Consider the following 25,048-nt stretch of genomic DNA (forward strand, 5'->3'; position numbering starts at 1 on the left):
CGGGCGGTGCCCGCCGGGGCCCCGGGTGCGGGTCCCGTCGTGGCTGGTCGCGGGGTCTTGAGTCTCCCGTGACGGGAGACATCAGGATGGCCCCATGGAGAGCCACAACTTCCCCATCGGTGAACTGGCCCGCCGCACCGGTCTCACGGTCAAGGCGATTCGGTTCTACTCCGACACCGGGATCGTCGTTCCGGCCTGCCGCACCCCCGCCGGCTACCGCCTCTACGGCACCGATGCCGTGGCCCGTCTCGCGCTCGTGCGCACCCTGCGCGAACTCGGCCTCGACCTGCCGACGATCCGGCGGGTCGTCGTGGACCGGGAGGTCTCCATGGCACAGGTCGCGGCCGCGCACGCCGAGGCCCTCGACGTACAGATCCGCACGCTGCGCCTGCGCCGCTCGATGCTGACCGCGGCCGCCCGACGCGGTTCCACCCCCGAGGAGTTGGACCTGATGCACCGCCTCGCCACGCTCTCCGACGCCGAACGCCGCCGCCTGGTCGACGACTTCCTGGCCACGGTCTTCGACGGGCTCGACACCCACCCGGTCCTCGCGGGCGTCATGCGCTCGCTCACCCCCGAGCTCCCCGACGACCCGTCCGCCGAACAGATCCAGGCGTGGGCGGAGCTCGCCGAACTCCTCCAGGACACCGCATTCCGTACGCGTCTGCACGCCATGGCCGAGGATCTGGCCGGCCAGGACGCCCGCACAGGGCCGCTCCTCGTCCTCGCCGAAGAGGTACGCCGCCTGGCCGGGCCGGCGCTGGACGAGGGCGTCGCCCCGACGGATCCGGGCGCCGGGCCGGTCGTCACGGCGCTGGTGACGCAGTACGCGCGCAGCACGGACCGCCCTGACGACCCCGGCCTGCGCCGCCGCCTCGCGGCCCACCTGGAGGACATGAACGATCCGCGCAGGGACGACTATCTGCGCCTTCTCGCGGTGGTCAACGCCTGGCCCGCGCCGGAGAGTCTCGCGCCCGTGCTGGAGTGGAGCGTCCGGGCGCTCACCGCTTCGGCTCCGTGACGGCCCGCGGCGGACCGGCGAGCAACCGGTCGACCAGCCCGTCGACGTACTCGGCGGTGAGCGGGCCCACGTCGAACAGGACGCGGATGTACATCGGCGCCATGACGTGATCGAGGAAGGTCAGGGCGTCGAGCGGCTGTTCGCCGCGGTCGCGGGCGCGGTCGAGCATGGACTGGAGCCGGCGGGCCCGGTCGGCGAGGAAGTCGTCGCGGGCCCGCAGGCCCTGCTCTCCGGTGCCGGACAGGGCGACGGTGAGGCGGAGCACCGTCAGGCCGTCGGGGCCGGTGATCTCACGGGCCACTTGGGCCGCGTAGGTGTGCAGGTCGCCGGCCAGGCTTCCGGTGTCGGGCATCGGTGAGCGGGTGTTGAGCCGGGTGAGCGTCACGTCGGCGAGGAGTTCCTCCAGGCTTCCCCAGCGCCGGTAGACGGTGGTGTCGGCCACGCCCGCGCGGGCCGCGACCTCGCTCACGGTGAAGCCGCTGTAGCCCCGTTCCCCCACCAGGTCGGTGACCGCCTGGTGCACCGCCGCGCCGACGCGGGCGCTGCGTCCGCCGGGGCGCCGGGAGCGCTGCTGCTTGTCGTCCATGCCCTCACTCATGCCCTCACTCATGCCCCCACCTTAACGCAGTCAGTGGTTGCGTTTGTGGGGGGAGGTGCTCTACATTCCCGTCTAACGCAGTCGATGGCTGCGTTTAGGTGAACGGGGTGTCATGGCTGCAACATCTGCTACATCCGCATCCGCTGTACCGGCCGCGTCCGGAGGCGGCCGGTCGAACCGGGCGGCTCTGCTCGCGGTGACCTGCCTGGGGCAGTTCATGGTGCTGCTCGACAACACGATCGTCGGCGCGGCGCTGCCCGACATGCAGCACCGGCTGCACACGCGGCTGACCGGCCTGCAGTGGATCGTCGACGCGTATGTGCTGCTGGTCGCGATGCTGCTGCTGACCGGCGGGGTCTTCGCCGACCGGTTCGGCCGCAAGCGGGTCTACCTGAGCGGCGTCGCGGTGTTCACCGTCGCGTCGGTGCTGTGCAGCGTCGCGCCGTCGGTCGGCTGGCTGGTGGCCGGGCGGGCGGTGCAGGGGATCGGAGCGGCCGCGGTGAGCCCCGCCTCGCTGGCGCTGCTCGTGGCCGCCTACCCCGCGGCGCAGGAACGGGTGAAGGCGATCGGGCTGTGGGCAGGGCTCAGCGGAATCGGCCTGGCCGCCGGGCCCGTCGCCGGCGGCGTACTGACGGAGGCCTTCGGCTGGCCCGCGATCTTCCTGGTCAACGTTCCCATCGGCCTGGTCCTGCTCCTTGCCGGCCGGCGCGTCCTGGGCGAGTCCCGCAATCCGGCCGCACCCCCGCTCGACATCCCGGGGACGGTCCTCTCCGTCCTGGGAGTGGGGGCCCTGACCTACGGGCTGATCGAGGGCGGTGCGCGCGGCTGGACCTCACCGGTGATCCTGGGCGGCTTCGCCGCAGCGATCGCCCTGCTCGTCGCCTTCGTCGCCGTCGAAGGGCGCCGCGCCGCGCCGATGCTGCCGCCGCGCCTGTTCCGTCAGCGGCTGTTCACCGTCTCCAACACCGCCATGGTCGTCGTGGGCTTCGCGCTCATGGGGTCGTCGTTCTTCTTCTCCCAGTTCTTCGTGTACGTCCAGGGCAGTTCGATCCTGATGGCCGGACTGAAGACCCTGCCGATGACCCTCGCCATGGTGGTCGTCAGCCCGTTCGCCGGCCGCCTCGCCGCCCGGTACGGCTTCCGGGGCGTGGTCGCCGTCGGCCTGTCGCTGGCCGGTCTCGGGCTGCTCACCCTGGGCTCGGTGCACGCCGACACCGGCTACGCGAACGTGTGGTGGCGCCTCACGACGGCCGGTGTCGGCTTCGCCCTGACCCTGTCCCCGCTGACCGGCGCCGCCATCCAGGCGGTCAGCCCGCGCGAAGGCGGCCTCGCCTCGGGCATCAGCAGCACCACCCGGCAGATCGGCGCGGTGCTCGGGGTGGCCGTGCTCGGCGCCGTGGTCCGCAGCCGGCAGTCCGGTGGCGCCTCCTTCGAGGCCGGTCTCGACAGTGCCTTCGTCGCGGCGGGCGTCGTCACCCTGGTCTGCGCGGCCTTCACCGGCCTGTGGCTGGTGCGGTCCGGGCCGGACCCGGCGCTCAGCGCCCCGCCCACCCGTCGAGCATCAGCCTCAACGGCTCCACCACCTGCCGCCGAAGCCACTCCCTCCGCCCCGCGTCGTACCGGCGCGGTGCCACCTCCACCCACATGATCAGATACAGGTACGCCTGATAGAGCGCGAGCCGCCGGCGCCCGCCCCCGTCGATGACGGCCGGGCCGCCGGCGGCCCGGTATCCGGCCAGGAAGTCCTCGTCCCGCTCGATGTCGTCGAACAGGGCGAGCGACACGAACTCCGCCAACGGGTCGCCCCAGAAGGCCCGTTCGGCATCGATCAACGCGCTGACGCGGCCCTTCTCCACGAGGATGTTCCCGTCCCACAGGTCGAAGTGGACGAGCCGCGGCACGGTCACCTCGTCCAGTGACCCGCCCTGCCCGGCGAACAGTTCCCGCACCTCGTCCACCGGCCGGGGCAGGGCGACGCCGAACCGCTCGGCGTCCAGCAGAACGGCGTCGACCATCCCGAGGAACGCCTCCCGCCAGGTGGCGCGCAGGGGCCCCAGGGACAGTGCGGGATACCCGAAGCCGTCGTTCCCCTTCAGGGAGTGCAGCCCGGCGACGTGCCGCCCCAACTCGCCCCGCAAAAAGCGCCGTTCATCGTCGCTCATCCCCTCCCCGAGCTCGGACCACGGTCTGCCCGCGCACTCCGACATCACGAGGTGATCGGCGGTGGCAGGCGCCAGCGCGACGGGCGTGGGCACCTCGGGCGCCCCGTCCCGCACGACGTCGTAGAACCACGCCTCGGTCCCGAGGATCCCCTCCTCGTACCGCAGCACGGGCACGCCCGCCCCCGGCGCGAGCTTGACCACGATGCCGTCGCGACTCCCCGAACTCCGCACGCGGAAAACCGTGTTGAAGGTGCCGCCGTCGATTTCCTCGTACGCGTCGACCTCACTCCATACGACACCCGCGGCGGCCAGCGCCGCGGCGAGACGTTCCGGCGCACCGGTGCTCATCATGCTCCTCGCAGTCGCTTCGGCGGGCTCACGGAGTCCGCGGCATCGTCGCCACCGCGGCCATGACGCTCTGGCGCGGCAACCTTTCGCGTACCGGCGGCGACCAGTTCACCGGACGGCCGCGGCACACCGCACCGCTCGCCCCATGCCGCAGACGCCCCTCGCCTCGGCACGCAGAGGGCGGCCGGCGCGGCGGTGGCGGCCGTCCCGGCCGGGGCGGCGCACGGGACCGCCGCCCCGGCCGTCCAGATCACCGGCTCACCGCGCCGCGACCTCACCGAAGACGAAGGTGAACTCGGCGGGCTCCGGCGTCAGGCGGTACCGCGGCAGGGTGCCCGGGCCGCACGACTGCGAGCCGATGCCCTGCTGGCCGTGGTCGAGGTTCACCCATACCGTGTCGCCGTCGCGGCTGAGGTCCGTGCGGTGCTCGGCCGCGTCCAGCTGCTCCGTCGTCCAGCGACGCGCGGTGAGGAAGAACGCCGGGTCGCCCTCGATGCGCAGCCCGCCCAGCTCGGCCCAACGGACGTCCGCCCGCGCCCCGTTCTCCTGCGGCCGCACGTACGGGGTCTGCAGACCGTCCACGGTGTCGTGCCACAGGCCGACCGACGACGCCTCCCTCGTGTCCGGGTACGCCTCGCCCGGGCCGCCGCCGAACCAGCGCACCCGGTCGGCGCCCCCGGGCAGACCGAGCCGCACGCCGAGCCGGGGGAGCGGCAGCCGCCAGTCGCCCTCCGGTGCCACCGACACCGTCAGCCGCAGGCGGCTCGCGTCGGCGGTCCAGCGGTAGACGGTGCGCAGGCCGATGTCCCGGCCCGCCGGGGCGACCCGCGTCCGCACGGTCAGCGCGTCGTCGCCCAACTCCACACCGTTCGATCGGTGTTGCATGCGGTGCAGGCCGAACTCCCGCCAGCGCAGGCCGAGTCGCTCGCCGTCCTGCCAGCTCGCCCCGTTGTCGTTGTCGGTCGGCGCCCGCCACACGTCGAGCCGGGGCGCGAGCACCTCGACGCCGCCGATCGTGCGCAGTTCACCGGTACGGGCGTCGAACGCGGCCGGGCCGAGCGTGACCAGCCGCCCGCCCAGGACCGGACGGTCGTCGAAGAGACCGGCCGGAGCGGGCCGCGGCGCGGCGACTGCCTCGCCCCAGGCCACCTCGTGAGCGTCGCCGTCGACGGCGCGCACCGTCCACTGCGTCTCCGCGCCCCGGCCGTCGGCGGGCGGCGCGGGCAGTTTGACGTCGGCGCTCTCGCCGGGGCCCAGCGCGGGCACCGAGAGCGTGCCCGCCTCCGCCGTCTCGCCGTCCACCTGGTACGACCACTCGAAGGACAGGTGCGACAGGTCGCGGAAGTCGAAGCGGTTGGTGACGCGCGCCGTCCCGGCCGGGCCGTCGACCGCGATCAGGACCGGCTCGATCACCTTCGCGAACTCGACCAGGCCCGGCGACGGCGTCCGGTCGGGGAAGAGGAGCCCGTCGCAGACGAAGTTCCCGTCGTGCAGCTCCTCGCCGAAGTCACCGCCGTACGCGTACCCGAACCGGTCGTCGGCGATCCCGTGGTCGATCCACTCCCACACGAACGCCCCCTGAAGGCGCTCGTACCTCTCGAACAGCCGCTGATAGTCGGCGAGTCCGCCGGGACCGTTGCCCATCGCGTGCGCGTACTCGCACAGGATGAAGGGCAGGGCGCGGCGCCGCTCCGGGCCGCCGTCCAGGCCCTGCCCGATCCGCTCGACCTCGTCGTGCGGCGCGTACATCCGTGAATAGACATCCGTGTCACGGCAGTTGACGTCACCCTCGTAGTGCACCAGGCGCTCCGGGTCACGGCCGCGGATCCACTCGGCCATGGCGGTCAGCCCGCGCCCGGTGCCCGCCTCGTTGCCGAGCGACCACATCACCACCGACGGATGGTTCTTGTCGCGCTCCACCGTGCGGGCCGCACGGTCCAGGAGGGCCGGGGTCCAGCGCTCGTCGTCGACGGGGTTGTCGCGCCAGCCCTGCTCGACGAAACCGTGGGTCTCCAGATCGCACTCGTCGACGACCCACAGACCGTACTCGTCGCACAGGTCCAGGAACGCGGGGTGCGGCGGATAGTGGGAGGTGCGCACGGCGTTGATGTGGTGACGCTTCATCAACTCCACGTCCTGGCGCATTGTTTCGATGTCGAGGGCGCGGCCGTGCTCGGGGTGCCACTCGTGCCGGTTGACGCCCTTGAAGAGGACCGGGGTGCCGTTGACCTTGATCAGGCCGTCCTCCAGGGCCACCGTCCGGAACCCGACGCGCAGCGGCACGCGCTCGCCGGCCGTGGTCAGCTCGGCCGCGTACAGGCGCGGTGTCTCCGCCGTCCACGGCTCGACCGGCACGGTCGCCGACTCGCCGGTGGCGATGTCGAGCCCCAGCTCGGGCACGGTGACCCGGCCGTCCACGTCACTGTCGACGCGCAGCGTGCCGAGTCCGGCGGTGTGGTCGTAGGACGCGTGCGTGAAGAAGTCCAGGACGCAGCCGGCCGGGCGGTGCAGCAGTGTCACGTCGCGGAAGATGCCGGGCAGCCACCACTGGTCCTGGTCCTCCAGGTACGAGCCCGACGACCACTGATGGACCCGGACGGCGAGGGTGTTCCCGGCCGGCCTCAGCAGATGGCCGACGGCGAACTCGTGCGGGAGCCGGCTGCCCTTGAACTCGCCGAGGTCCGTGCCGTTCAGCCAGACCCGGGCGCAGGACTCGACCCCGTCGAACCGCAGCACGGCGCCGCCGTCCCCGCCCGGCCAGTCGGCGGGCAGGTCGAAGGTGCGCAGATGGTCGCCGGTCGGGTTCTCGGTCGGCACGTGCGGCGGGTCGACGGGGAACGGGTAGAGGTGGTTCGTATAGATCGGGGCACCGAAGGCGCCGTCGCCCTGGAGGACCCAGTGGCCCGGCACCCGCACCTCGGCCCAGTCCCCGGCGTCGTACCCCTCGGCGGCGAACGACTCGTCGTGCGCGTCGGCGGCCGGCGCCACCCGCAGCCGCCACGAGCCGTTCAGCGAGAGGGAGTGCGCGGACGAATCGGCGTACCAACTGCGCGGCGGGAGCGCTCCCGAGCCCGGCAGGACGTCATCGACGTATGAGAAGGACATGCGTCTCCTAGCGAGAGGGCGGCTGATCCTCACGCTAGGCGCCCCGTCCGGGAGGTCGGGAGAAAAGGCGGCGAAAGTCCAACAAGTGGCGTAAAAGTCCAGCAGGCGCCCGGGAGTTCAGTCCTTCGGCAAGAGGTGGCGCACGAAGGTGTTGGCGAACTTGCCCTGGGGGTCGAGCCGTCCGGCGAGCGCCCGGAAGTTGGCGGCCCGCGGATAGCGCGCGGCGACATCGGCGGGCTCGGCGGTGAACACCTTCCCCCAGTGCGGCCGCGCACCGAAGTCCCGCAGCCGGTCCTCGACCAGCGACACGACGGGCAGCACGCGCGCCGTGTCCGCCACCCACGTGAAGTGGAAGGCGACGGTGTCCCGCCCGTAGGCCGGGCTCAGCCACTGCGCGTCGGCGGCCACGGTCCGCACCTCGCACACCTGGAGCACCGGCGCGATCCGGTCCCGTACGCCGTCCAGCGCGGCCAGCGCCGCGACCGCGTGCTCGCGCGGCAGCAGGTACTCCGACTGCAGTTCGTCGCCGCTGCTCGGGGTGAACTCGGCCCGGAAGTGCGGCAGTCGCTCGTGCCAGGGGCCCGGCACCCCGAACTGCTCCGTGCAGTTGACGGCCGGCATGCCGGGGACGGGGTGCTGCTTGTCCGTGGCCGGTTCGGCCCACGGGAAGTCGACGCCCAGCGGGTGCCGCTGCTTCACCCACACCTGGTCGAAGTGCGGCCCGCGCCACTTGGTGAACAGACTCACGCTGTACGCGGACGACGTGACCGCCTCGAAGTCCAGCCCCTGGAAAGGCAGTTCACGGAAGACGTGCTGGCTCACCTCGTAGTCCGGCTCCACGTCCAGGGTGAGGGAGAGGACGACGCCGAGGGCGCCGAGCGAGACGACGGCGCCGTCGAACCCGTCGTCGCCGCGCGCGAGGGTGACGGTGTCGCCGCTCGCGGTGAGTATCTCCACGGCGCGGACCGCCTCGGCGAGCGACCTGTTCCCGTTCCCCGAGCCGTGGGTGCCCGTCGCCACCGAGCCGGCCACCGAGATGTGCGGCAGGGACGCCATGTTCGGCAGCGCCAGACCCTGGGCGTGCAGTTCCGCCGCCAGCTCGGCGTAGCGCACGCCGCCGCCGACCCGTACCGTGCGGGCGGCCGTGTCGACGTCCACCCCGCCGGGCAGGCCGCCCAGCGAGACGAGGGCCCCGCCGCGGTCCTCGTCCACGTCGGCGATCCGGTTGAAGGAGTGGCCGCTGCCGAGGACCCGGACGTGCGGGCTCCGCGCCACCAACTGCCGCAGGGCGTCGGGGGTGGCCGGGCGGTGCACCCCGGCTGCCGAGAAGGTGATGTTGCGGGCCCAGTTCGTGGGGCGGGTGTCGGGCATGGCGGTCGGCCTTTCAACGCGGTCCTGGGGTGATTGGATCACGGGTCGGGTTCCGTGGTTCCGGGGGTCTGCCAGGTGGCTCGAAGGCGGTCACAGCGCGTGCGCACCCTCCCGGGCGGACCGGTCATCGGCCGGGAGTACTGTTCCGGCGCATGACGCACTCGGAACTGCCCCGCACGCTCACGCCCACCGACCGCACGCGACTGCGTCGCTTCAAGGAGAACGCGAGTTTCGAGCGGGCGGACCTGGAGGCGATCCTGGACGCGGGCTTCGTCTGTCACCTGGGCGTCATTGTCGACGGCGCCCCCATGGTCGTACCGACGGTGTACGGGCGTGACGAGCGGTACCTCTACGTGCACGGGTCGGTGGCCAGCCGCAGTCTGGCGGCGGATCCGGAGGCGACGATATGCGTCACCGTCACCCACGTCGACGCACTCGTGCTCGCCCGCTCCGTCTTCGAGCACGGCGTGAACTACCGGTGCGCGATGCTCTACGGCGTCCCGCGCACCCTCACCGACGACGCGGAGAAGACCGAGGCGCTGCGCCTGGTCACCGAGCACACGGCGCCGGGCCAGTGGGACTACGCCCGCCGCCCCAACCGCAAGGAACTCGCCGCGACGACCGTCCTCGCCCTCTCCCTCGAAGAGGCCTCCGTGAAGATCAGCGCGGGCCCGCCGGACGACGGCGACTCGGCAGACGCCGCGCTCGGCCTGTGGGCCGGCACACTGCCGCTGACCTCGCGCTGGGGAGCGCCCACCGCCGACCCCCTGCTCCCCGCCTCGCGCACCGCGCCCGCGCACATCGTCGCCCGAGCGGGGACCCGGCAGGGCTGACCGGGGGACGGGGGATACCGTGGGAAGGACTGTGGCCGTCGATCGAGCAAGGAGAACGGGATGCAGAGCCGTACGGCGCTGGTAGAGGACCTGATGGAGCGCTTCCCGCACGTTCCGAAGGAAGCGGTCTTCAAGGAGGACCTGCTGCGCGGCGGCGTCGCCTTCGACCCCTCGGCTCTGAGCGACAACGAGGACGGCGAGGTCAAGCCGAAGTCGTACTTCATCTTCTCCTTCGACCACGGCACCCTGCCCGAACTCGGCGAGGCCGCGCTGCGCCGCCCGCCGGAGGAGATCGTCCTCACCGGCGGCCCCTACGACCTGCGCCGCACGGTCGTCTCGGTCCGCGTGAACCCGGCGTCCCCGTACCGCGTCGCGGCCGACGACGACGGCGTCCTCGGCCTCTACCTGGACGGCAAGCGGATCTCCGACGTGGGCGTGCCGCCCATGCCCGAGTACTACCGGCACAAGCTCTCCAACGGGAAGTCGGTCATGGAGGTGGCCCCCACCATCCAGTGGGGCTACCTGATCTACCTGACCGCGTTCCGCGTCTGCCAGTACTTCGGCGCCAAGGAGGAGTGCCAGTACTGCGACATCAACCACAACTGGCGCCAGCACAAGGCGGCGGGCCGCCCCTATACGGGCGTGAAGGACGTCGACGAGGTCCTGGAAGCCCTGGAGATCATCGACAAGTACGACACCGCGAAGACGTCGACCGCGTACACGCTCACCGGCGGCGCGATCACGTCGAAGGTCCAGGGCCTGGACGAGGCGGACTTCTACGGGCGCTACGCCAAGGCCATCGAGGAGTACTTCCCCGGACGCTGGATCGGCAAGGTCGTCGCGCAGGCGCTGCCCAAGGACGACGTCCAGCGCTTCAAGGACTACGGCGTCCAGATCTACCACCCCAATTACGAGGTGTGGGACGAGTACCTGTTCAAGATGTACTGCCCCGGCAAGGAGCGCTACGTCGGCCGTGACGAGTGGCACAAGCGCATCCTCGACTCGCGGGACGTCTTCGGCGCGCGCAACGTGATCCCGAACTTCGTCGCGGGTGTCGAGATGGCCGAGCCGTTCGGCTTCAAGACCGTCGACGAGGCGATCGCCTCCACCACGGAGGGGCTGCGCTTCTTCATGTCGAACGGCATCACGCCGCGGTTCACCACGTGGTGCCCGGAGCCGACGACGCCGCTCGGCAAGGAGAACCCGAACGGGGCGCCGCTGGAGTACCACATCCGGCTGCTGGAGTCCTACCGCGCGACGATGGACGAGTTCGGGCTTTCGTCCCCGCCCGGATACGGCCCGTCGGGCGCCGGCCGGGCCGTCTTCTCGGTCAGCTCCTTCATGGACAGCCTCGCGCCCAACCAGGAGGCCGTGGAGGTCTGACGGGCGGGTGCCGGCCCGGTGGGGCTTCTCGCGCAGTTCCCCGCGCCCCTGGAAGCGAGCTTCGCTCGCCCAGGGGCAGGGGAAGGCGCGCGTAGCGCATGCCTTCAGGGGCGCGGGGAACTGCGCGACCAGCCACGACGCAACCCGCACCCGGCAACGGCTACGCGGCGACCGGATCCTGATCCGCAACCAGCTGCCGCAGCACATCCGAGTCGGCGCCCGCCAACAGCGTGGCCAGCACAGCGACGCGCGCCTGCCCCGCCCGCAGCGTCCCGGTGAGCACGGCCCCCGCGGCGACCAGATCCACGGCCCCGCCCCCCGTGTAGATCTCGGCGAGCGGCCCCGCCGGAACGCGCGAGGTGACGGCGACCAGAACCCCGTCGCGCACCGCCGCGGCAATGGCGTCGGCGAACGCCGGAGTCGCGTTCCCGGCACCGGTGGCGACGAGCACGACGCCCCGCGCGCCCGCGGCGATCGCGGCGTCGAAGAGGGTGGGGTCCGCGTCGCTGTGGTGCATGACGATGTCGACGCGCGGCACCGTGCCGTCGTCCGTCTTCGGCATGAGGAGCGGTGCGGGGCGCTCCGGAGTGCGGCGGATGTCGACCCGGCCGAAGCCGAGCCGCCCGAGGGCCTGGGGGCGTGACGGGTCGCTGAACGCGTTCGCCGCGAGCGTCTGCGTCTTCACCGTGCCGCGCGCCGCGTACACGGAGCCGTCGAACGCGATCAGGACACCCAGGTCGCGCACCGACGCGGCGACCTGAAGCGCGTCGTACATGTTCCCCGGACCGTCGCCGTCACTGGCGCCGAGCGGCTTCTGCGCGCCCGTGAACACCACCGGGCGCGGGTCGTCGTGGTGCAGGTCGACCAGGAACGCGGACTCCTCCAGGGTGTCCGTGCCGTGGGTGACGACGATGCCGTCGACGTCCGGGTCGCCGAGCGCCTCGTGCACCGCGCGCAGCAGGGTCAGCTGGCGCTCGCTGGTCATCTGCGAGCTGTTGATGTTGAACAGGTCGACGACCTTCACCTCGACGCCGTCCGGCACGGCGGCGCTGGCCAGCACGGTGTCCCCGCCGGCGTCGGCGGCGTAGCCGGTGCCCTGCCAGCGGCTGGCGATGGTGCCGCCGGTGCTGATGAGCGTGATGCGCTTCATGGAGGGGTGCCTCGCGAGTGGGGGAGAAGGGGAGGGGGGCGTGCCTGTCTACGCGCGTACGTGCGTATGTACGCGTTCCGAGAACACATTCGTGCACCGCAAGGATAGGGCGAAAACCGCGCAATTTGATTGCCAATTCTGGCCCGCGGGCGCCGAAAGTGTGGTGGATAATTGCGCCATGGACGCGATCGACCTGCACATCTTGCGTGAGCTCCAGAGCGACGGGCGGCTCAGCAACCAGGAGCTGGCCCAGCGGGTGGGGCTGAGCCCGTCGCCCTGTCTGCGCCGGGTCCGGCAGCTCGAACAGGACGGTGTCATCCAGGGCTACCGCGCGATGGTCGACCCGGCGGCGGTCGGCCGCGGCTTCGAGGTCCTCGTCTCCATCGAGGTGCGCCGCGACCGCGAGTCCGTCGAGGCCTTCGAGCGGGCGCTCCAGGACATCCCCGACGTGATCGAGGCCTATCGCCTGTTCGGCAGCCCCGGCTGTCTGCTGCGCATCGCGGTCGCCGACCTCGCCGCGTACGAACGCCTCTGGATCGAGCGGCTCACCACCCTCGGCGGGGTCACCGAGGTGAACTCCCAGATCATCATGAAGCGCATCAAGGAGCCGCGGGGCCTGCCCGTCTGAGACCCACCCGTGCCCGCTCGCCCACTCGTGCGACCCTCCACGGCCGCCCGGCGTGGAAGCCCGTACACGCGTGAAGATCGTCGTATCAGTGCCACATGGCCGCTCCTTCTCGTCCGCGCAGGGCGTTCGCCGCAGCACCGCGCGGCGGCGCCCTCCTCGCCGCCCTGACGCTCACCCTCGCCGCGCTGCCCGCCGCGCTCTCCGGCGGCGCGCGGGCGGCATCGGGGGATCCCGTCTCGTCGGCCGCCCAGGGCGCCGTCGCGGACTGCGCCGAGCCGACCCGGACGCTCACCGGCGGCTCCTCCCAGGCGCTGACGTTCACCTCGGACGAGACGGTGCTGCTGACGTCCGGCACGTACCAGGGCGGGATCAACGCCTATCCGGCCGGAGCGACGGTCTGCGTCGCGCCGGACGCGACGTTCGCCCCGTCCTACCTGAACAACCCGATGGGCGCCCTCGTCGTCGACGGCACGGCGAAACTCCCGTACGTGACGGCCTCCGGCGGCTTCATCCTGGTGAACCGGGGCACCACCACCGCCGAGGGGTTCACCGCGGACGGCACCGCCCTCGTCGAGAACACCGAGGACGCCACCCTCGACCTGCCCAACTCGCTGGCCCTGCGCGGCAACAGCATGCTCATCAACAGCGGCACGATGACGGCCGGCTCCGTCACGGTCGCCGCGAACTCCCAGCTCGCCAACAGGGGCACGCTCACGGAGAAGGGCAGCGGCTTCGCCCTCGACGGCACCTTCACCAACACCGGCACCGCGTCCATCACCAACTACCTGAACGCGTCCGGCACTTCACGGCTCGACAACGCCTGCCGCATCACCACCGGCCAGGGCTGGGCCAACGCGGGCACCGCCGTCAACAGCGGCGTGATCACGCTGAAGTCCGAGTACCTCAACAACAGCGGCACCCTCAGCCAGAACAGCAAGGGCCGGATCGTCGGCGCGGACTTCACCAACGGCGGCACCGTCACCGGATACGGCGGCTACCGGTTCACCGGCAACACGACCAACTTCGGCACGTTCCGCGGCGACGCGGCCGACACACCCGTCAGCTTCTGGGACACCTCCTCGACGGGAGCCGTCTTCGACACCACCGGGGGAACCGTCGAGAACGTGGTGCGCGCCGAGATCACCGTCGACGACGGCGAGACACCCAGCGGCTGCGCAGGCCGGAGCACCACCGGGGTCGCCACCCCCACCGCCGACCTGTACGTGTACAAGTCGGGCCCCGCCGAGGTCACCACCGGCGACACCGTGACGTACAAGGTCAACGTCAGCAACCTCGGCCCCGACACCGCCGAGGACGTCGTGGTCACCGACCGGCTGCCGGACGGACTCGCGGACGTCTCCGCGAGCGACGGCGGCACCGTCGCCGCCGATGCCACGAAGGTGACCTGGAACGTCGGCTCCCTCTCCGACGGCGCGGTGCGCACGTTCACCGTCACCGGCAGGGCCGCGGCCGAGGGGACGCTCCTCGACGTCGCGTCGGGGACCAGCTCCACCGCCGACCCCGACGCAGCCAACAACGACGGCAGCTCCACGCCCGGCCGGGTCACCACCACCGTCACCGGACCGGTCGCCGTGAACCACGCGCCCGCCCTCGACGACGAGGACGCCGTGACCACCGCGTACCGCCCGGCCACCGGAACGCTGACCGCCAGCGACCCGGACGACGGCCAGACCCTCACCCACCTGCTGCCGGGCGCCACGCGGGAGGGCGGCCTGCGGGTGACGTCGGCGCGCGGCACGCTCACCCTGGAACCCGACGGCAGATACACGTACACGCCCAAGGGCGGCTTCACCGGCAACGACGTCTTCCGCATCGAGGTGTGCGACAACGGCTCCCCGGTGCTGTGCGACACCGCGAAGTTCACCGTCACGGTCCGGCCCGTCGCCAGGGACGACCGGGCCACCGTGACGGAGTCCACCCCGTACAGCGGCGACGTCACCTACAACGACGTCGGTGACACCAGCCCGCCCGAGATCACGGATCCGGCCCGGCACGGCAAGGTCACCGACAACGGCGACGGCACCTACACGTACACGCCCGACACCGGCTACACGGGCACCGACACCGTCGGCTACCGCATCTGCAGCCCGACCGCGCCCACCGTGTGCGCCACCGCCGTCGTGCACCTCACCGTCGTCCCCGAGGACCGTCCGCCGCTCGTCGGCGACGACACCGAGACCATCCGCACCGGCGAGACGGCGGCGGGCAGTGTCGAGGTCAGCGATCCGCAGGGCAGCGAGGTCGAGGTCGGTCTCGGCACCGGGCCGCGGCACGGCACCGTGACCGTGCGCCCCGACGGCAGCTTCGTCTACACGCCCGACGACGGCTGGACCGGCACCGACACCTTCACCGTGATCGGCTGCGAGAGCGCGGGGCGCAAGCTGTGCGCCACGGGCACCGTGACCATCAACGTCCTCGCCCAGAAGCCGCCCACGCCCAGCCCGACCCCCACGCCCACCCAGACCTCGACGGTCGCCCCGACGCCCACGCCGTCCCCGTCGGTGACGTCCTCCGGCCCGGCGCCCTCCGCGACCGGCACCGCCTCCGGCGGCCCCGTGCCGCCGACCGCCGGGTCGCCCGGACCGACACCGCCGACGCGAACCGCCTCCCCGGCACCGGGCGGCGGACCGGGCCTCGCCGCGACCGGCTCCGGCACCTTCCTGATCGCGCTCGGCTGGGCGGCGGGAATCGCCGCTGCGGCCGGCACGCTGATCCTGCTGCTCGCCAGGCGGGCACGGCACCACTGACCGCGCGCACGAGGGGGACCGGCCCACCCGGCCGGTCCGCCGTTCGAGTTGCGTCGTCAGCGCTCCAAGGGAGGATGAACCGGGGGGCGGCACTCGCCGCAGACAGGGTTCCGGCACCGGTTTCCGAGGAGTCCCGGGCCCGTCCCACCGGGCCGCCACGGCCCCTCACCACGGAGCAGACATGACCGATCTTCCGCCTCCCGTCACGCCCTACCTCGAACCGGCCGCCAGGGAACTGGCCGAAGCGACGGATCCACACCCGAGGATCTACGAGGTCGAGCCGGAGAAGGGCCGCGACATCCTCCTGGGCCTCCAGAGCGACACGAGCGTGCCGCGGCCGGACGTCGACGAGGAATGGGTGGACGTGGACGCCGGGCAGTGGGGCACCGTCCGCACCCGCATCATCAAGCCCAAGGGCGCGACGGGACCGCTGCCCGTCGTGTTCTACATCCACGGCGCCGGCTGGGTGTTCGGCGACGACAAGACCCACGACCGCCTCTTCCGCGAACTCGCGGTCGGCGCGGGCGCCGCGGGCGTCTTCCCGGTGTACGACCGGGCGCCCGAGGCGAAGTACCCCACTCAGGTCGAACAGAACTACGCGGTGGGCCAGTGGGTCCTGGAGCACGGCGCGGAGCACGGCCTGGACACCTCCCGCATCGCGGTCACCGGCGAGTCCGTGGGCGGCTGCATGTCCGCGGTGTTCGCGCTGATGAACAAGGAGCGCGGCGGCATCGACCTCAAGGCCCAGGTGCTGCTGTACCCGGTGACGAACGCGGACTTCGACACCCCGTCGTACCTGCAGTTCGCCGACGGCTACTACCTCACGCGCGACGGCATGATCTGGTTCTGGGACCAGTACTCCGAGCCCGGCGACCGCAAGGAGCCGCACGCCTCGCCGCTCCAGGCGTCGCTCGAGGACCTCAAGGGGCTGCCCACGACCCTGGTCATCACCGACGAGGCCGACGTGCTGCGCGACGAGGGCGAGAGTTACGCGAACAAGCTCCGGGAAGCCGGTGTGGACGTCACGGCCGTGCGCGTCGCCGGCATGGTCCACGACTTCCTGCTCCTGGACAGCCTGCGCGACACCCGGGCCGCCAACGTCGCCCGCCACCTCGCCGTCGACGCCCTGAAGAAGGCGCTGCACGACAGCTGAGACCGGGCAGCGGTACAACGCGTGAGGGGCGGTGCGACCTGTCGCACCGCCCCTCACGCCGTCCCGTGTGCTCAGCGGCCGCAGCGGGCACCGATCCGTGCCGCGCGGATCAGCGGCGGCGCGACGTCCGGCCGCGCGCCGCCCAGCCGCCCGCTCCCGCCAGATGGAGAGCGAGCGCGGTGAGACCGAGGAGCATGACGTTCACGGACGCGAAGACGTCGTTCGTCGAGATGTCGGCCGCGTTGATGAGGAACGCGAGGAAGAACAGCACGGCTGCGGCGATGGCGAACATGGGAACTCCAGTTCCTTGTCGGGGTGTTGTCGCCCGTGTGCCCCCATTCCTGTTCTGTACGGCTCCGTGTTCTGTCCGGCATCCGGGGTAAGCGACTCGATGAACGAGCCGAACGACATCACGGAGGCGTCATGCCGGGCATCCTCGACCGGATCAAGCAGTACAGCCGCAGCCCGCAGGGCCGACGGACCATCGCGACCGCGCGCCGGACCGCCTCCGACCCCCGCCGGCAGGCCCAGGCCCGCGCCTGGCTCGGACGGCTGCGCCGCCGCTGAGGGGCAGGGGAAAAAACCACTGGCGCCGGGTCGGCGCCGGTGGCTAACGTGAGATCCGTTCCCGCGGCGCCTTCGGGCTGCCGCTTCAAGCCGTGTGATCTGGGGGTGTTGACCGATGGCTGTCGTCGCGCCGGGCGTTGCCCGCATCCGGAAGTTCGTCAAGTCCACCTCCGTGGCCACCGGCTGATCTCACACGCCTTCTTTTTCCGCGTCCGAGGACGCGGCGCCGGGGCCACCCCTGTGAAGGGTCCCCCTTGTCTTTCTCTTCGTCCTCCTCTTCTCTCTCCTCCTTTTCTCTTCCGGACTCTCCCTCGGGCTCGCCGCTCGCCGCGCACGGCTGGGACGCGGACTGGGAGTCCGCCTTCGCTCCGTACGGCGCGCAGGGCCTGCTGCCCGGCCGGGTCGTCCGGGTCGACCGCGGGCTGTGCGACGTCGTCACCGCCGACGGCGTCGTCCGTGCCGACACCGAGTTCGTCGTTCCCCGCGACCCGATGAAGGTCGTGTGCACGGGGGACTGGGTCGCCGTCGATCCCGAGGGCGGCGATCCGCGGTACGTACGTACGCTGCTGCCGCGGCGTTCCGCCTTCGTCCGGTCGACGTCGTCGAAGCGGTCCGAGGGGCAGGTGCTGGCGACCAACGTCGACCACGTCATCATCTGCGTGCCCCTCACCGCCGAGCTGGACCTCGGCCGGATCGAGCGGTTCCTCGCCCTCGCCCACGCGAGTGCGAGCGGCGCCGCCCTGCTGCACGACGCGGGACTCTCCCCGGAATCGGCCGCACAGCCCCTCGTCGTCCTCACCAAGGCCGATGTCGTGCCCGACGCGGTCGGTCTGTCGTACCTGGTCTCCGATGTGGAGGCCGCCGCGCCGGGCGTGCAGGTGCTGTCCGTCAGCGCCCTGGACGGCGACGGGATCGATGTGCTGCGGGCCGTCGTCGCGGGCGGCACCTCCGTGCTGCTCGGACAGTCCGGCGCCGGCAAGTCGACCCTCGCCAACGCGCTGATCGGCGCCGACGTCATGGAGGTCCAGGCCGTCCGCGACATGGACGGCAAGGGCCGGCACACCACGACCACCCGGAACCTGTTCGTGCTGCCCGGCGGCGGCGTCCTCATCGACACGCCGGGGCTGCGCGGGGTCGGGCTCTACGACGCCGAGGCGGGCGTGGAGCAGGCGTTCTCGGAGATCTCCGAACTGGCGGAGCAGTGCCGGTTCCACGACTGCGGGCACGCGGTGGAGCCCGGCTGCGCCGTGCTCGCCGCCGTCGACGACGGGACGCTCGGGCAGCGCCGGCTCGACAGCTACCGCAAGCTGCTCCGCGAGAACCGTCGGCTCGCCGCCCGGACCGATGCCCGGCTGCGGAGCGAGATGCTCAAGGGCTGGAAGCAGCGCGGGCAGGAGGGGCGGGCCGCGATGGCCGCCAAGCGGGGGCGGCCGATGTAGGGGCCGGTCCCGGTTCGCGGGCGGGTGCGGCTCTCGTCGTGGCTGGTCGCGCAGTTCCCCGCGCCCCTGAAGCGAGCTGCGCTCGCCCAGGGGCGCGGGGGCATCCGGCGACGGCCCCCGGAGGGCAACGTCGTGTCCGATTCCCGCCAGCCCGAGCGGCGCGGACCGGCGACACTGGAAGCGTGATGATCGACGAGGACACACGCTACGAAGCCGTGCGCAGCCGGGACGCCCGGTTCGACGGTGAGTTCTTCTTCGCCGTCGAGACCACCGGGATCTACTGCCGGCCCAGCTGCCCCGCGGTCACCCCGAAGCGCCAGAACGTCCGCTACTACACGACGGCCGCCGCCGCCCAGGGCTCCGGCTACCGGGCCTGCCGCCGCTGCCGCCCGGACGCCGTGCCCGGCTCCGCCGAGTGGAACGTACGGGCGGACGTCGTCGGCCGCGCCATGCGGCTGATCGGCGACGGGGTCGTCGACCGCGAGGGCGTCGGAGGGCTCGCCGGCCGGCTCGGCTACAGCGCCCGCCAGGTGCAGCGCCAGCTCACCGCCGAGGTGGGAGCGGGACCCGTCGCGCTCGCCCGCGCCCAGCGCGCCCACACCGCCCGCGTACTGCTCCAGACGACACCGCTGCCGGTCACCGAGATCGCTTTCGCGGCCGGGTTCGCCAGCGTGCGCCAGTTCAACGGCACCATGCGCGAGGTGTACGCCCGCACGCCCACCCAGTTGCGGGCCGACGCGCCCGACCGGCGCAGGGCCGTCGCGTCCAGCGCCGGCATTCCGCTGCGCCTCGCCCACCGGGGCGCCTACCAGGCACGGCCCGTCTTCGACCTGCTCGCCCGCGAACGGGTCCCCGGCGTCGAGGAAGTGACCGGCGCCCCCGGGTCCCGGATCTTCCGGCGCACCCTGCGGCTGCCCCACGGCACCGGCATCGTCTCCGTCGACGAGGCCGGGCACGAGCAGCCCGGCGCACGGGCCGAGCACCGCGGCGGCTGGCTCGACGCCCGGATCCACCTCACCGACCTGCGGGACCTGACCACCGCCGTGGGCCGGCTGCGCCGCCTGTTCGACCTCGACGCCGACCCGTACGCGATCGACGAACGGCTCGGCGCCGACCCCCGGCTCGCCCCGCTCGTCGCCGCCCGCCCCGGACTGCGCTCGCCCGGCGCCGCCGACCCCGACGAACTCGCTCTGCGCATCGTCGCCGGGCCCGCCGAGGCGGCCCGCCTCACCGAGCGGTACGGCAAGCGGCTCGACGTGCCCTGCGGCGCCCTCGACCGGATCTTCCCCGCCCCGGACGACCTCGGCGGCGAACCCGGCACGCTCGGCGCCCTGGCCCGCGCCCTCGCCGACGGCACCCTGCGGCTCGACGCGGGCGCCGACCGCGACGACGCCGAGGCCGCCCTGCGCGCCCTGCCCGGCATGGACGCCCGCACCGCCGCCCTGATCCGCATGCGCGCCCTCGGCGACCCGGACGTGACGCTGCCGGGCGGCGACAGCGCGGTGTGGCGGCCCTGGCGCTCGTACGCACATCAACACCTCGACGCAGAAGGACAGTTGTGACCTCCATGAACGCCACCCGCTACACCACCCTCGACAGCCCGCTCGGCGAACTGCTGCTCACGGCCGACGCGTCCGGCGCCCTGACGTCCCTGTCCGTCCCCGGGCAGAAGGGCGGCCGCACCGTCCAGGAGGGCTGGGTGCGCGACCCTGAGCCGTTCGCCGAGGCCGTACGCCAGCTCGCCGCCTACTTCGCCGGTGAACTCAAGGATTTTGACCTGGAGTTGAAGCCGGAAGGGACGGAGTTCCGGCGCCGGGTGTGGGACGCGCTCGACGCCGTCCCCTACGGCTCCACCACCACCTACGGCGAGGTCGCCGCCCGGATCGGCGCCTCGCGCGCCGCGGTGCGGGCCGTCGGCGGCGCGGTCGGCGCCAACCCGCTGCTGATCCTGCGCCCCTGCCACCGCGTCATCGGCGCCGACGGCTCCCTCACCGGCTACGCGGGCGGCCTGGACCGCAAGGTGCGGTTGCTGAGCCTGGAGGGAATCCAGTCCTAGCGCGGCGCGACGGCGACCGCCGCCAGATACCCCTGCGGCACCGGCACGTCCCGCACCGCCCAGCCGCCGGGCGCCCCGGGCGAGTCCGGCAGCGTACCGACGTAGTCGAGGTCGGCGGCGCGGGCCAGGCCGGTGCCGATGCCCTTGAGGTAGGCCTCCTTGCGGACCCAGGCGCGGCCCAGGGCGACGCGGTGCTCGGGCAGCTCGCCGAGCGCGGCGAGTTCGGCCCGCTCGCGCGGGTGCAGGACCGCCGAAAGATCTTGGGCGACCTCGGCCGACGGCAGCTCCTCCACGTCCGCGCCGACCGGGGCGGGCGCCAGCGCGATCAGTGCCAGGTCGCCGCTGTGGGAGAGCGAGAAGTGCAGGCCCTGCGCGTCCGCGACAGCCGGCCGGCCGTGCGGCTCGTCGCACTCCGGGCAGGGCTCGCGGACGAACCGCACCTCACCCGGAGCGCACCCCAGCCGCTCGCCGAGGACGCCCCGCAGCGCCAGATGGGCGGCCACATACCGCACCCGGTGTCGCGCGAAACGGAAGCCGGCGGCCCGCCGCAGCTCACCCGCGTCGAGCACCCCGGCGCCGTCCCCGGACGGCTCCCCGTCCGTGCGCACCAGCCACAGCCGGGCCCGGTCCCGCGGCGCCAGCTCCCTCACGTCGTCCATGTCACCCGCACGGAGAGCGAGCCTACCGGCCCTGTCCGGCCCGGTGGCGGCCCTTTTGCCTGGGCTCCCGCACGCGTACGACGACGTAGGCGACCACCGCGACGAGGGCGGCGCCGAGCACCACCTTCGACAGGACGCCCACGTACCGCTCGACCAGGTCCCACTGGTCGCCCAGCCAGTAGCCGGCGAGCACGAGCACGCTGTTCCAGACGAACGAGCCGAGCGCGGTGAGGGCGAGGAAGGCCGGCAGCCTCATGCGCTCGACGCCCGCCGGGACCGAGACGAGGCTGCGGAAGACGGGCACCATGCGGCCGAGCAGCACCGCCTTCGTGCCGTGCCGCTGGAACCACGCCTCCGTCCTCTGCAGGTCGGAGACCTTCACCAGGGGCAGGCGGGCCCACAGCGCGTACATCCGGTCACGGCCGATCGCGCGGCCGATGCCGTACAGGGCCGCCGCGCCCACCACCGACCCGAGCGTCGTCCAGAACAGCGCGGAGGCCAGGCTGATCGCACCCTGGCCCGCCGCGAAACCGGTCAGCGGCAGGATGATCTCGCTGGGCAGCGGCGGGAACAGGTTCTCGAGCGCGACGGCGAGGCCCGCTCCGGGGCCGCCCAGCGCCTCGACGAGACCGGCCGCCCACCCCGCGATCCCGGTCGTCGGCTCGGCGGAACCGGAACCGGAGACCACACCGGATCCAGAACGGGAGCCGGAGTCGGGGGAGGAGGCGGCGGCCAGGGTCACGAGGTGCATGCAAGGGTAAACGATTGGCAAAGTCAGGAGTTCCCGGTCCGGCGACCGGGCCGGTCTAGGCGGGAAGACCCCAGCGCGGCGCGCCGGCGTTCGGCGCGACCGGCGCGACCCTCGGAACCGGGCGGTCGCCCGCCGCCGTGACCAGCGCGGACGCGCCCTTCGCCAGCTCGATCCGGATCGCGCCGTCACCCGCGTCCGCGTACGGCAGCCGGTGGCCGCGCCCGTCGCGGACGTCGACCGGGCCCGCGATCCCGTGCCGCACCACGCACGGCGCGCCCGCCTCGCTCACCACCCGCACCCACCGGGTGACGCCCTTCTCCCGCACCGCGCTCAGCAGGAACGCGCCCTGTGTGCGGAAGTCGTGCACCGCGAGGTCCGCCCAGGCGGCGGGCAGCGCGGGGAAGACACGGATGATCCCGCCCCAGGACTGGCAGACCATGTCGTGCAGCGACTGGGCGGCCGAGAGCGGTGTCTCGATGACCGGGCCCGACTCCTTGTACATCGTGTTCGCCTGGATGAAGCGGCTCATCAGCTCGCCCAGATACGTCAGCGCGTCCTCGCCCTTGCCGAGCAGCGCCGACATCGAGGCCGCGCCCGTGAACGTATAGCCCTGGAGGGCGCCTTCGAAGCCGACCCAGTGGGCCAGCGACCTCTCGATCAGGGCGCGTTCGTCGGCGGTGCGGCCGGTGAGCTCGTACAGCGGGTAGACGGCCAGCATGTGCGAGTAGTGGCGGTGCGACTTCGCGAAGGGGATGTCCGCGCCGATCATGAAGCCGTTCGCGTCCGTCGGGTACGCGACCCGTTTCGCGAGCACCTCGCGCCAGCGCGGAGCCGACTTGTCCTCGACGCCGAGGAGTTCGGCTGCTTCGAGGAGCGTCCGGCAGCCCCACGTCAGCAGCATCAGGTCGTAGTTGCAGTCGCGGGAGTTGCCGCCGTACTCGGGCGAGAAGGTCGCCGGCAGGTGGAGCCGGCCGTCGTCGCCGGGCTCCAGGAAGTGCAGGTAGTAGGCGATCGCCTTGCGCAGCAGGGGGAACAGGACGTCGCGCAGGATCCGCTCGTCCATCGTGTGGCGGTAGCTCAGCCAGACGTTGTGCAGCGCCCAGGTGAGGTTGCCGACCTCCGGGGTGGGCGGGTCCTGGCCCGGGATGCCGACGCCGTAGCCCTCGTCGGTGGCGGTCGCGCCGCCGTTGACCAGGCTCGCGTCGGTGGTGCGCGGAATGCCGAGCGAGTCGGCGCGGTAGGCGGGCGCCATCTCGGCGCTGAGGTGGTCGCGGAACTCGCCGAGCGCCCGCGTCGGCGCGTCGAGTTCGAGGTGGTTGGAGCCGTGGATCAGCCAGTACTCCAGCTGCACGTTCAGGTTCCACCAGGTCGCGGGCCACGGCGTCGGCTCCAGCCAGGGGCCGCTCGTCGCCATCACCGGGGCGTCGCGGCGGGCGGCCGACGCGGCCTTGTACAGCTGGATCCAGTAGAAACGCTGGATGCGGGCGTCCGGCACGGACAGGAAGCTCTTGCGGTAGTACGCGTCCCACCAGGCGCGGTGCGCCGTGGCCAGCTCCGCGTACGGCAGCCGCGCGGCGGCCCGGACGGCGGCGAGCGCCTTGTCGCGGGCGCTCGCCCTCGGGAACGAGTGCCGGACGTGCGCGTACAGGGTCCGCGAGCCGTCGGCGCGGGTCCGTTCGTGCCAGGCGGTCACGTGCTCGCCGCCGGCCAGCAGCGGCTGGACGGCCGCCGAGACGTTCCCGTCGTACGTGGCGACCTCCGCCGGCGGGTTGCCCTCGTACCCCTCGGGTGTGTCCTTGAAGGCCGCGCGCGGGCTGATCGCGTCGGCCGGGTGGAACACCCAGCGGAAGTCCCGCTCGCCCGCGCTCGGGGTGATCTCGACGACGAGCACGGAGCGGGCGTTGTCGACCTGGGCGCGCAGGGTGAGGGTGCCCCGGTCGGTGGTGAGGGTGCCGGTCAGCTGGGCGGTGCGGAGCCTGAGACGCCAGTCGAGCGCGGTGATCGTGCCCACGGGCTCCAGGGTGAAATGGCCGATCGGCAGCCGGGCGAGGCCGAAGAGCGAGCCGAACTCGGGACGGTGGTCCTGCACCTCGGAGTGCTGGACGTTGAAGCGGACCGCGTTGCGGTCCGGCTCCTGGTAGATGCCGGAGCCGAGGAAGCCGTTGCCGAGGTACGGGCCCTCGTACCAGGTCCGCGGCATCTTCTGCCAGACGAGGTCGGCGTCGTCCAGGACGGTGCGCCAGGCATCCGGGTCCACCTGGACGGGCTGTACGGGCCGGCCGGCAGCTGGCTCGGCCGCGCCCGCCTGTGCGGGCAGCCCGCCCACGAGGGCCGCGCCCCCGAGCGCGGATCCGGTGGCGAGCAGGGTGCGTCTCGACGGGCTGGAGTGACCGGCATGGCTGACGTGACGGGGCACAGCGCCTCCTGGCGGCTCGATGATTCATCGGAGCTATCCCGCGCTGCAAGCTAGAGAGGAGACGGAGGTGCGTCAATAGCAAGGGATAGATCCGATGGATCGGTAACTCGCGTCCGGCGCAGACCGGATCGGCTCAGCCCCAGATCACCGCGCCGATCCACGCCCCCACGATCAGCAGGCACGCGAACAGCTCGGCGAGGACGCTGGAGCCGCCCGCCCGCATGGCCGTCCGGGTCGAGGCGACCGCGTCGCCGTGGCTGCCGAGCCGCAGCCGCTCGGAGACGTAGATCCCGCCGACGTACCCGGGAATCGCGCCGATCACCGGAATCACGCAGAACCCGGCGAGCGCCCCGATGCCCGCCCACATCGCCAGCCGCCAGGTCGCCCCGGCCTGCCGCAGTCGGCGCGGCGGCAACTGCCAGCGCAGCACCTGCGCGGCGAGCAGGACGGCGGTGGCGCCGACGAGGATCCCCCAGGCCAGACCGCTGGGCTCACGCAGGGCCCAGACCGCGACCGCGGCCCACACCAGCCACGACCCGGGCACCCCCGGCACCAAGACTCCGCACAGACCGAGGACGAGCACCGCCCCGACCAGCAGGAGTTCCCACGTTCCCATGCGGCAACGGTGCCATGGTCATGC

Annotated in this window: 21 protein-coding genes; 11 read left to right on the forward strand and 10 right to left on the reverse strand. The window is 72.6% G+C overall.

Going from position 1 to position 25,048, the window contains the following annotated elements; all coding sequences use genetic code 11:
• Nucleotides 1-94 precede the first annotated feature (94 nt).
• Nucleotides 95-1,021, forward strand: coding sequence for a MerR family transcriptional regulator (locus ACFVDP_RS22940; protein ID WP_383492414.1), 927 nt, complete (start codon nucleotides 95-97; stop codon nucleotides 1,019-1,021).
• Here ACFVDP_RS22940 and ACFVDP_RS22945 read toward each other — a convergent pair.
• Nucleotides 1,002-1,631: a TetR/AcrR family transcriptional regulator gene (locus ACFVDP_RS22945; protein WP_383492417.1), complete on the reverse strand. Its 630-nt coding sequence runs from the start codon at nucleotides 1,629-1,631 to the stop codon at nucleotides 1,002-1,004. The two genes, ACFVDP_RS22940 and ACFVDP_RS22945, sit on opposite strands and share 20 nt — an antisense overlap.
• Nucleotides 1,632-1,731: 100 nt before the next feature.
• On the opposite strand from ACFVDP_RS22945, the gene ACFVDP_RS22950 reads away from it, so the two are divergent.
• Nucleotides 1,732-3,267 (forward strand): MFS transporter, encoded by a 1,536-nt coding sequence (locus ACFVDP_RS22950; protein WP_383492420.1) that lies wholly within the window; start codon nucleotides 1,732-1,734, stop codon nucleotides 3,265-3,267.
• On the opposite strand, the gene ACFVDP_RS22955 is transcribed toward ACFVDP_RS22950, so the two are convergent.
• The 3 genes from ACFVDP_RS22955 to ACFVDP_RS22965 all read right to left on the reverse strand — a co-directional run bounded on the left by ACFVDP_RS22955 (nucleotide 3,155) and on the right by ACFVDP_RS22965 (nucleotide 8,605).
• Nucleotides 3,155-4,129: a phosphotransferase family protein gene (locus ACFVDP_RS22955; protein WP_383492423.1), complete on the reverse strand. Its 975-nt coding sequence runs from the start codon at nucleotides 4,127-4,129 to the stop codon at nucleotides 3,155-3,157. The genes ACFVDP_RS22950 and ACFVDP_RS22955 overlap by 113 nt on opposite strands.
• A gap of 258 nt (nucleotides 4,130-4,387) precedes the next feature.
• Nucleotides 4,388-7,234 (reverse strand): glycoside hydrolase family 2 TIM barrel-domain containing protein, encoded by a 2,847-nt coding sequence (locus ACFVDP_RS22960; protein WP_383492426.1) that lies wholly within the window; start codon nucleotides 7,232-7,234, stop codon nucleotides 4,388-4,390.
• 117 nt (nucleotides 7,235-7,351) lie between these two features.
• Entirely contained in the window at nucleotides 7,352-8,605 is a 1,254-nt protein-coding gene (locus tag ACFVDP_RS22965) for an FAD-binding protein (protein ID WP_383492429.1), read from the reverse strand.
• Between the two features lie 152 nt (nucleotides 8,606-8,757).
• On the opposite strand from ACFVDP_RS22965, the gene ACFVDP_RS22970 reads away from it, so the two are divergent.
• A complete protein-coding gene (locus tag ACFVDP_RS22970) occupies nucleotides 8,758-9,438 on the forward strand; it encodes a pyridoxamine 5'-phosphate oxidase family protein (RefSeq protein WP_383492432.1) in 681 nt (226 codons plus the stop codon).
• A 60-nt stretch (nucleotides 9,439-9,498) separates the two neighbouring features.
• The gene (locus ACFVDP_RS22975; RefSeq protein ID WP_383492435.1) at nucleotides 9,499-10,821 is read left to right on the forward strand and encodes a radical SAM protein; all 1,323 of its coding nucleotides are present in this window, start codon (nucleotides 9,499-9,501) and stop codon (nucleotides 10,819-10,821) included.
• A 160-nt stretch (nucleotides 10,822-10,981) separates the two neighbouring features.
• On the opposite strand, the gene ACFVDP_RS22980 is transcribed toward ACFVDP_RS22975, so the two are convergent.
• Nucleotides 10,982-11,971 carry an asparaginase gene (locus ACFVDP_RS22980; RefSeq protein ID WP_383492437.1) on the reverse strand — a complete coding sequence of 330 codons (990 nt, stop codon included), beginning with the start codon at nucleotides 11,969-11,971 and terminating at the stop codon, nucleotides 10,982-10,984.
• A 178-nt stretch (nucleotides 11,972-12,149) separates the two neighbouring features.
• On the opposite strand from ACFVDP_RS22980, the gene ACFVDP_RS22985 reads away from it, so the two are divergent.
• The 3 genes from ACFVDP_RS22985 (at nucleotide 12,150) to ACFVDP_RS22995 (ending at nucleotide 16,520) form a co-directional block, all read left to right on the forward strand.
• Nucleotides 12,150-12,599, forward strand: a complete 450-nt coding sequence (locus tag ACFVDP_RS22985) for an Lrp/AsnC family transcriptional regulator (protein ID WP_383492440.1) — start codon at nucleotides 12,150-12,152, stop codon at nucleotides 12,597-12,599.
• A 95-nt stretch (nucleotides 12,600-12,694) separates the two neighbouring features.
• Complete coding sequence (locus tag ACFVDP_RS22990; RefSeq protein ID WP_383492443.1) at nucleotides 12,695-15,367, forward strand: Ig-like domain-containing protein; 2,673 nt, start codon at nucleotides 12,695-12,697, stop codon at nucleotides 15,365-15,367.
• Nucleotides 15,368-15,548: 181 nt separating this feature from the next.
• Entirely contained in the window at nucleotides 15,549-16,520 is a 972-nt protein-coding gene (locus ACFVDP_RS22995; protein WP_383492446.1) for an alpha/beta hydrolase, read from the forward strand.
• A 109-nt stretch (nucleotides 16,521-16,629) separates the two neighbouring features.
• Here ACFVDP_RS22995 and ACFVDP_RS23000 read toward each other — a convergent pair whose 3' ends face one another.
• Complete coding sequence (locus ACFVDP_RS23000; protein WP_383492449.1) at nucleotides 16,630-16,812, reverse strand: hypothetical protein; 183 nt, start codon at nucleotides 16,810-16,812, stop codon at nucleotides 16,630-16,632.
• A 131-nt stretch (nucleotides 16,813-16,943) separates the two neighbouring features.
• On the opposite strand from ACFVDP_RS23000, the gene ACFVDP_RS23005 reads away from it, so the two are divergent.
• The 4 genes from ACFVDP_RS23005 (at nucleotide 16,944) to ACFVDP_RS23020 (ending at nucleotide 20,582) form a co-directional block, all read left to right on the forward strand.
• On the forward strand, nucleotides 16,944-17,087 hold the full coding sequence (locus ACFVDP_RS23005; RefSeq protein ID WP_383492452.1) for a hypothetical protein: 144 nt from the start codon (nucleotides 16,944-16,946) through the stop codon (nucleotides 17,085-17,087).
• A 254-nt stretch (nucleotides 17,088-17,341) separates the two neighbouring features.
• A complete protein-coding gene (gene rsgA / locus ACFVDP_RS23010; RefSeq protein WP_383492454.1) occupies nucleotides 17,342-18,526 on the forward strand; it encodes a ribosome small subunit-dependent GTPase A in 1,185 nt (394 codons plus the stop codon).
• 185 nt (nucleotides 18,527-18,711) lie between these two features.
• Complete coding sequence (locus ACFVDP_RS23015) at nucleotides 18,712-20,088, forward strand: bifunctional transcriptional activator/DNA repair enzyme AdaA (protein ID WP_383492611.1); 1,377 nt, start codon at nucleotides 18,712-18,714, stop codon at nucleotides 20,086-20,088.
• A gap of 5 nt (nucleotides 20,089-20,093) precedes the next feature.
• Complete coding sequence (locus ACFVDP_RS23020) at nucleotides 20,094-20,582, forward strand: methylated-DNA--[protein]-cysteine S-methyltransferase (RefSeq protein WP_383492457.1); 489 nt, start codon at nucleotides 20,094-20,096, stop codon at nucleotides 20,580-20,582.
• Here ACFVDP_RS23020 and ACFVDP_RS23025 read toward each other — a convergent pair.
• The 4 genes from ACFVDP_RS23025 to ACFVDP_RS23040 form a co-directional block, all read right to left on the reverse strand.
• On the reverse strand, nucleotides 20,579-21,241 hold the full coding sequence (locus tag ACFVDP_RS23025; RefSeq protein WP_383492460.1) for a 4'-phosphopantetheinyl transferase family protein: 663 nt from the start codon (nucleotides 21,239-21,241) through the stop codon (nucleotides 20,579-20,581). The two genes, ACFVDP_RS23020 and ACFVDP_RS23025, sit on opposite strands and share 4 nt — an antisense overlap.
• Before the next feature lie 22 nt (nucleotides 21,242-21,263).
• Nucleotides 21,264-21,992, reverse strand: coding sequence for a DedA family protein (locus ACFVDP_RS23030; RefSeq protein WP_383492463.1), 729 nt, complete (start codon nucleotides 21,990-21,992; stop codon nucleotides 21,264-21,266).
• A 55-nt stretch (nucleotides 21,993-22,047) separates the two neighbouring features.
• Nucleotides 22,048-24,408 (reverse strand): glycoside hydrolase family 95-like protein, encoded by a 2,361-nt coding sequence (locus ACFVDP_RS23035; RefSeq protein ID WP_383492466.1) that lies wholly within the window; start codon nucleotides 24,406-24,408, stop codon nucleotides 22,048-22,050.
• Between the two features lie 133 nt (nucleotides 24,409-24,541).
• Nucleotides 24,542-25,024 carry a DUF456 domain-containing protein gene (locus ACFVDP_RS23040; protein WP_383492469.1) on the reverse strand — a complete coding sequence of 161 codons (483 nt, stop codon included), beginning with the start codon at nucleotides 25,022-25,024 and terminating at the stop codon, nucleotides 24,542-24,544.
• Nucleotides 25,025-25,048: the final 24 nt, after the last annotated feature.

Source organism: Streptomyces sp. NPDC057694, from assembly GCF_042799415.1.
In the GTDB taxonomy this organism is placed as follows: Bacteria; Actinomycetota; Actinomycetes; order Streptomycetales; family Streptomycetaceae; genus Streptomyces.

Bases quoted from the DNA above. Each gene is read 5' to 3' on its own strand.
- ACFVDP_RS22940 (WP_383492414.1), top strand. From the start codon at position 95: ATGGAGAGCCACAACTTCCCCATCGGTGAACTGGCCCGCCGCACCGGT.
- ACFVDP_RS22945 (WP_383492417.1), bottom strand. From the start codon at position 1,631: ATGAGTGAGGGCATGAGTGAGGGCATGGACGACAAGCAGCAGCGCTCC.
- ACFVDP_RS22950 (WP_383492420.1), top strand. From the start codon at position 1,732: ATGGCTGCAACATCTGCTACATCCGCATCCGCTGTACCGGCCGCGTCC.
- ACFVDP_RS22955 (WP_383492423.1), bottom strand. From the start codon at position 4,129: ATGAGCACCGGTGCGCCGGAACGTCTCGCCGCGGCGCTGGCCGCCGCG.
- ACFVDP_RS22960 (WP_383492426.1), bottom strand. From the start codon at position 7,234: ATGTCCTTCTCATACGTCGATGACGTCCTGCCGGGCTCGGGAGCGCTC.
- ACFVDP_RS22965 (WP_383492429.1), bottom strand. From the start codon at position 8,605: ATGCCCGACACCCGCCCCACGAACTGGGCCCGCAACATCACCTTCTCG.
- ACFVDP_RS22970 (WP_383492432.1), top strand. From the start codon at position 8,758: ATGACGCACTCGGAACTGCCCCGCACGCTCACGCCCACCGACCGCACG.
- ACFVDP_RS22975 (WP_383492435.1), top strand. From the start codon at position 9,499: ATGCAGAGCCGTACGGCGCTGGTAGAGGACCTGATGGAGCGCTTCCCG.
- ACFVDP_RS22980 (WP_383492437.1), bottom strand. From the start codon at position 11,971: ATGAAGCGCATCACGCTCATCAGCACCGGCGGCACCATCGCCAGCCGC.
- ACFVDP_RS22985 (WP_383492440.1), top strand. From the start codon at position 12,150: ATGGACGCGATCGACCTGCACATCTTGCGTGAGCTCCAGAGCGACGGG.
- ACFVDP_RS22990 (WP_383492443.1), top strand. From the start codon at position 12,695: ATGGCCGCTCCTTCTCGTCCGCGCAGGGCGTTCGCCGCAGCACCGCGC.
- ACFVDP_RS22995 (WP_383492446.1), top strand. From the start codon at position 15,549: ATGACCGATCTTCCGCCTCCCGTCACGCCCTACCTCGAACCGGCCGCC.
- ACFVDP_RS23000 (WP_383492449.1), bottom strand. From the start codon at position 16,812: ATGTTCGCCATCGCCGCAGCCGTGCTGTTCTTCCTCGCGTTCCTCATC.
- ACFVDP_RS23005 (WP_383492452.1), top strand. From the start codon at position 16,944: ATGCCGGGCATCCTCGACCGGATCAAGCAGTACAGCCGCAGCCCGCAG.
- ACFVDP_RS23015 (WP_383492611.1), top strand. From the start codon at position 18,712: ATGATCGACGAGGACACACGCTACGAAGCCGTGCGCAGCCGGGACGCC.
- ACFVDP_RS23020 (WP_383492457.1), top strand. From the start codon at position 20,094: ATGAACGCCACCCGCTACACCACCCTCGACAGCCCGCTCGGCGAACTG.
- ACFVDP_RS23025 (WP_383492460.1), bottom strand. From the start codon at position 21,241: ATGGACGACGTGAGGGAGCTGGCGCCGCGGGACCGGGCCCGGCTGTGG.
- ACFVDP_RS23030 (WP_383492463.1), bottom strand. From the start codon at position 21,992: ATGCACCTCGTGACCCTGGCCGCCGCCTCCTCCCCCGACTCCGGCTCC.
- ACFVDP_RS23040 (WP_383492469.1), bottom strand. From the start codon at position 25,024: ATGGGAACGTGGGAACTCCTGCTGGTCGGGGCGGTGCTCGTCCTCGGT.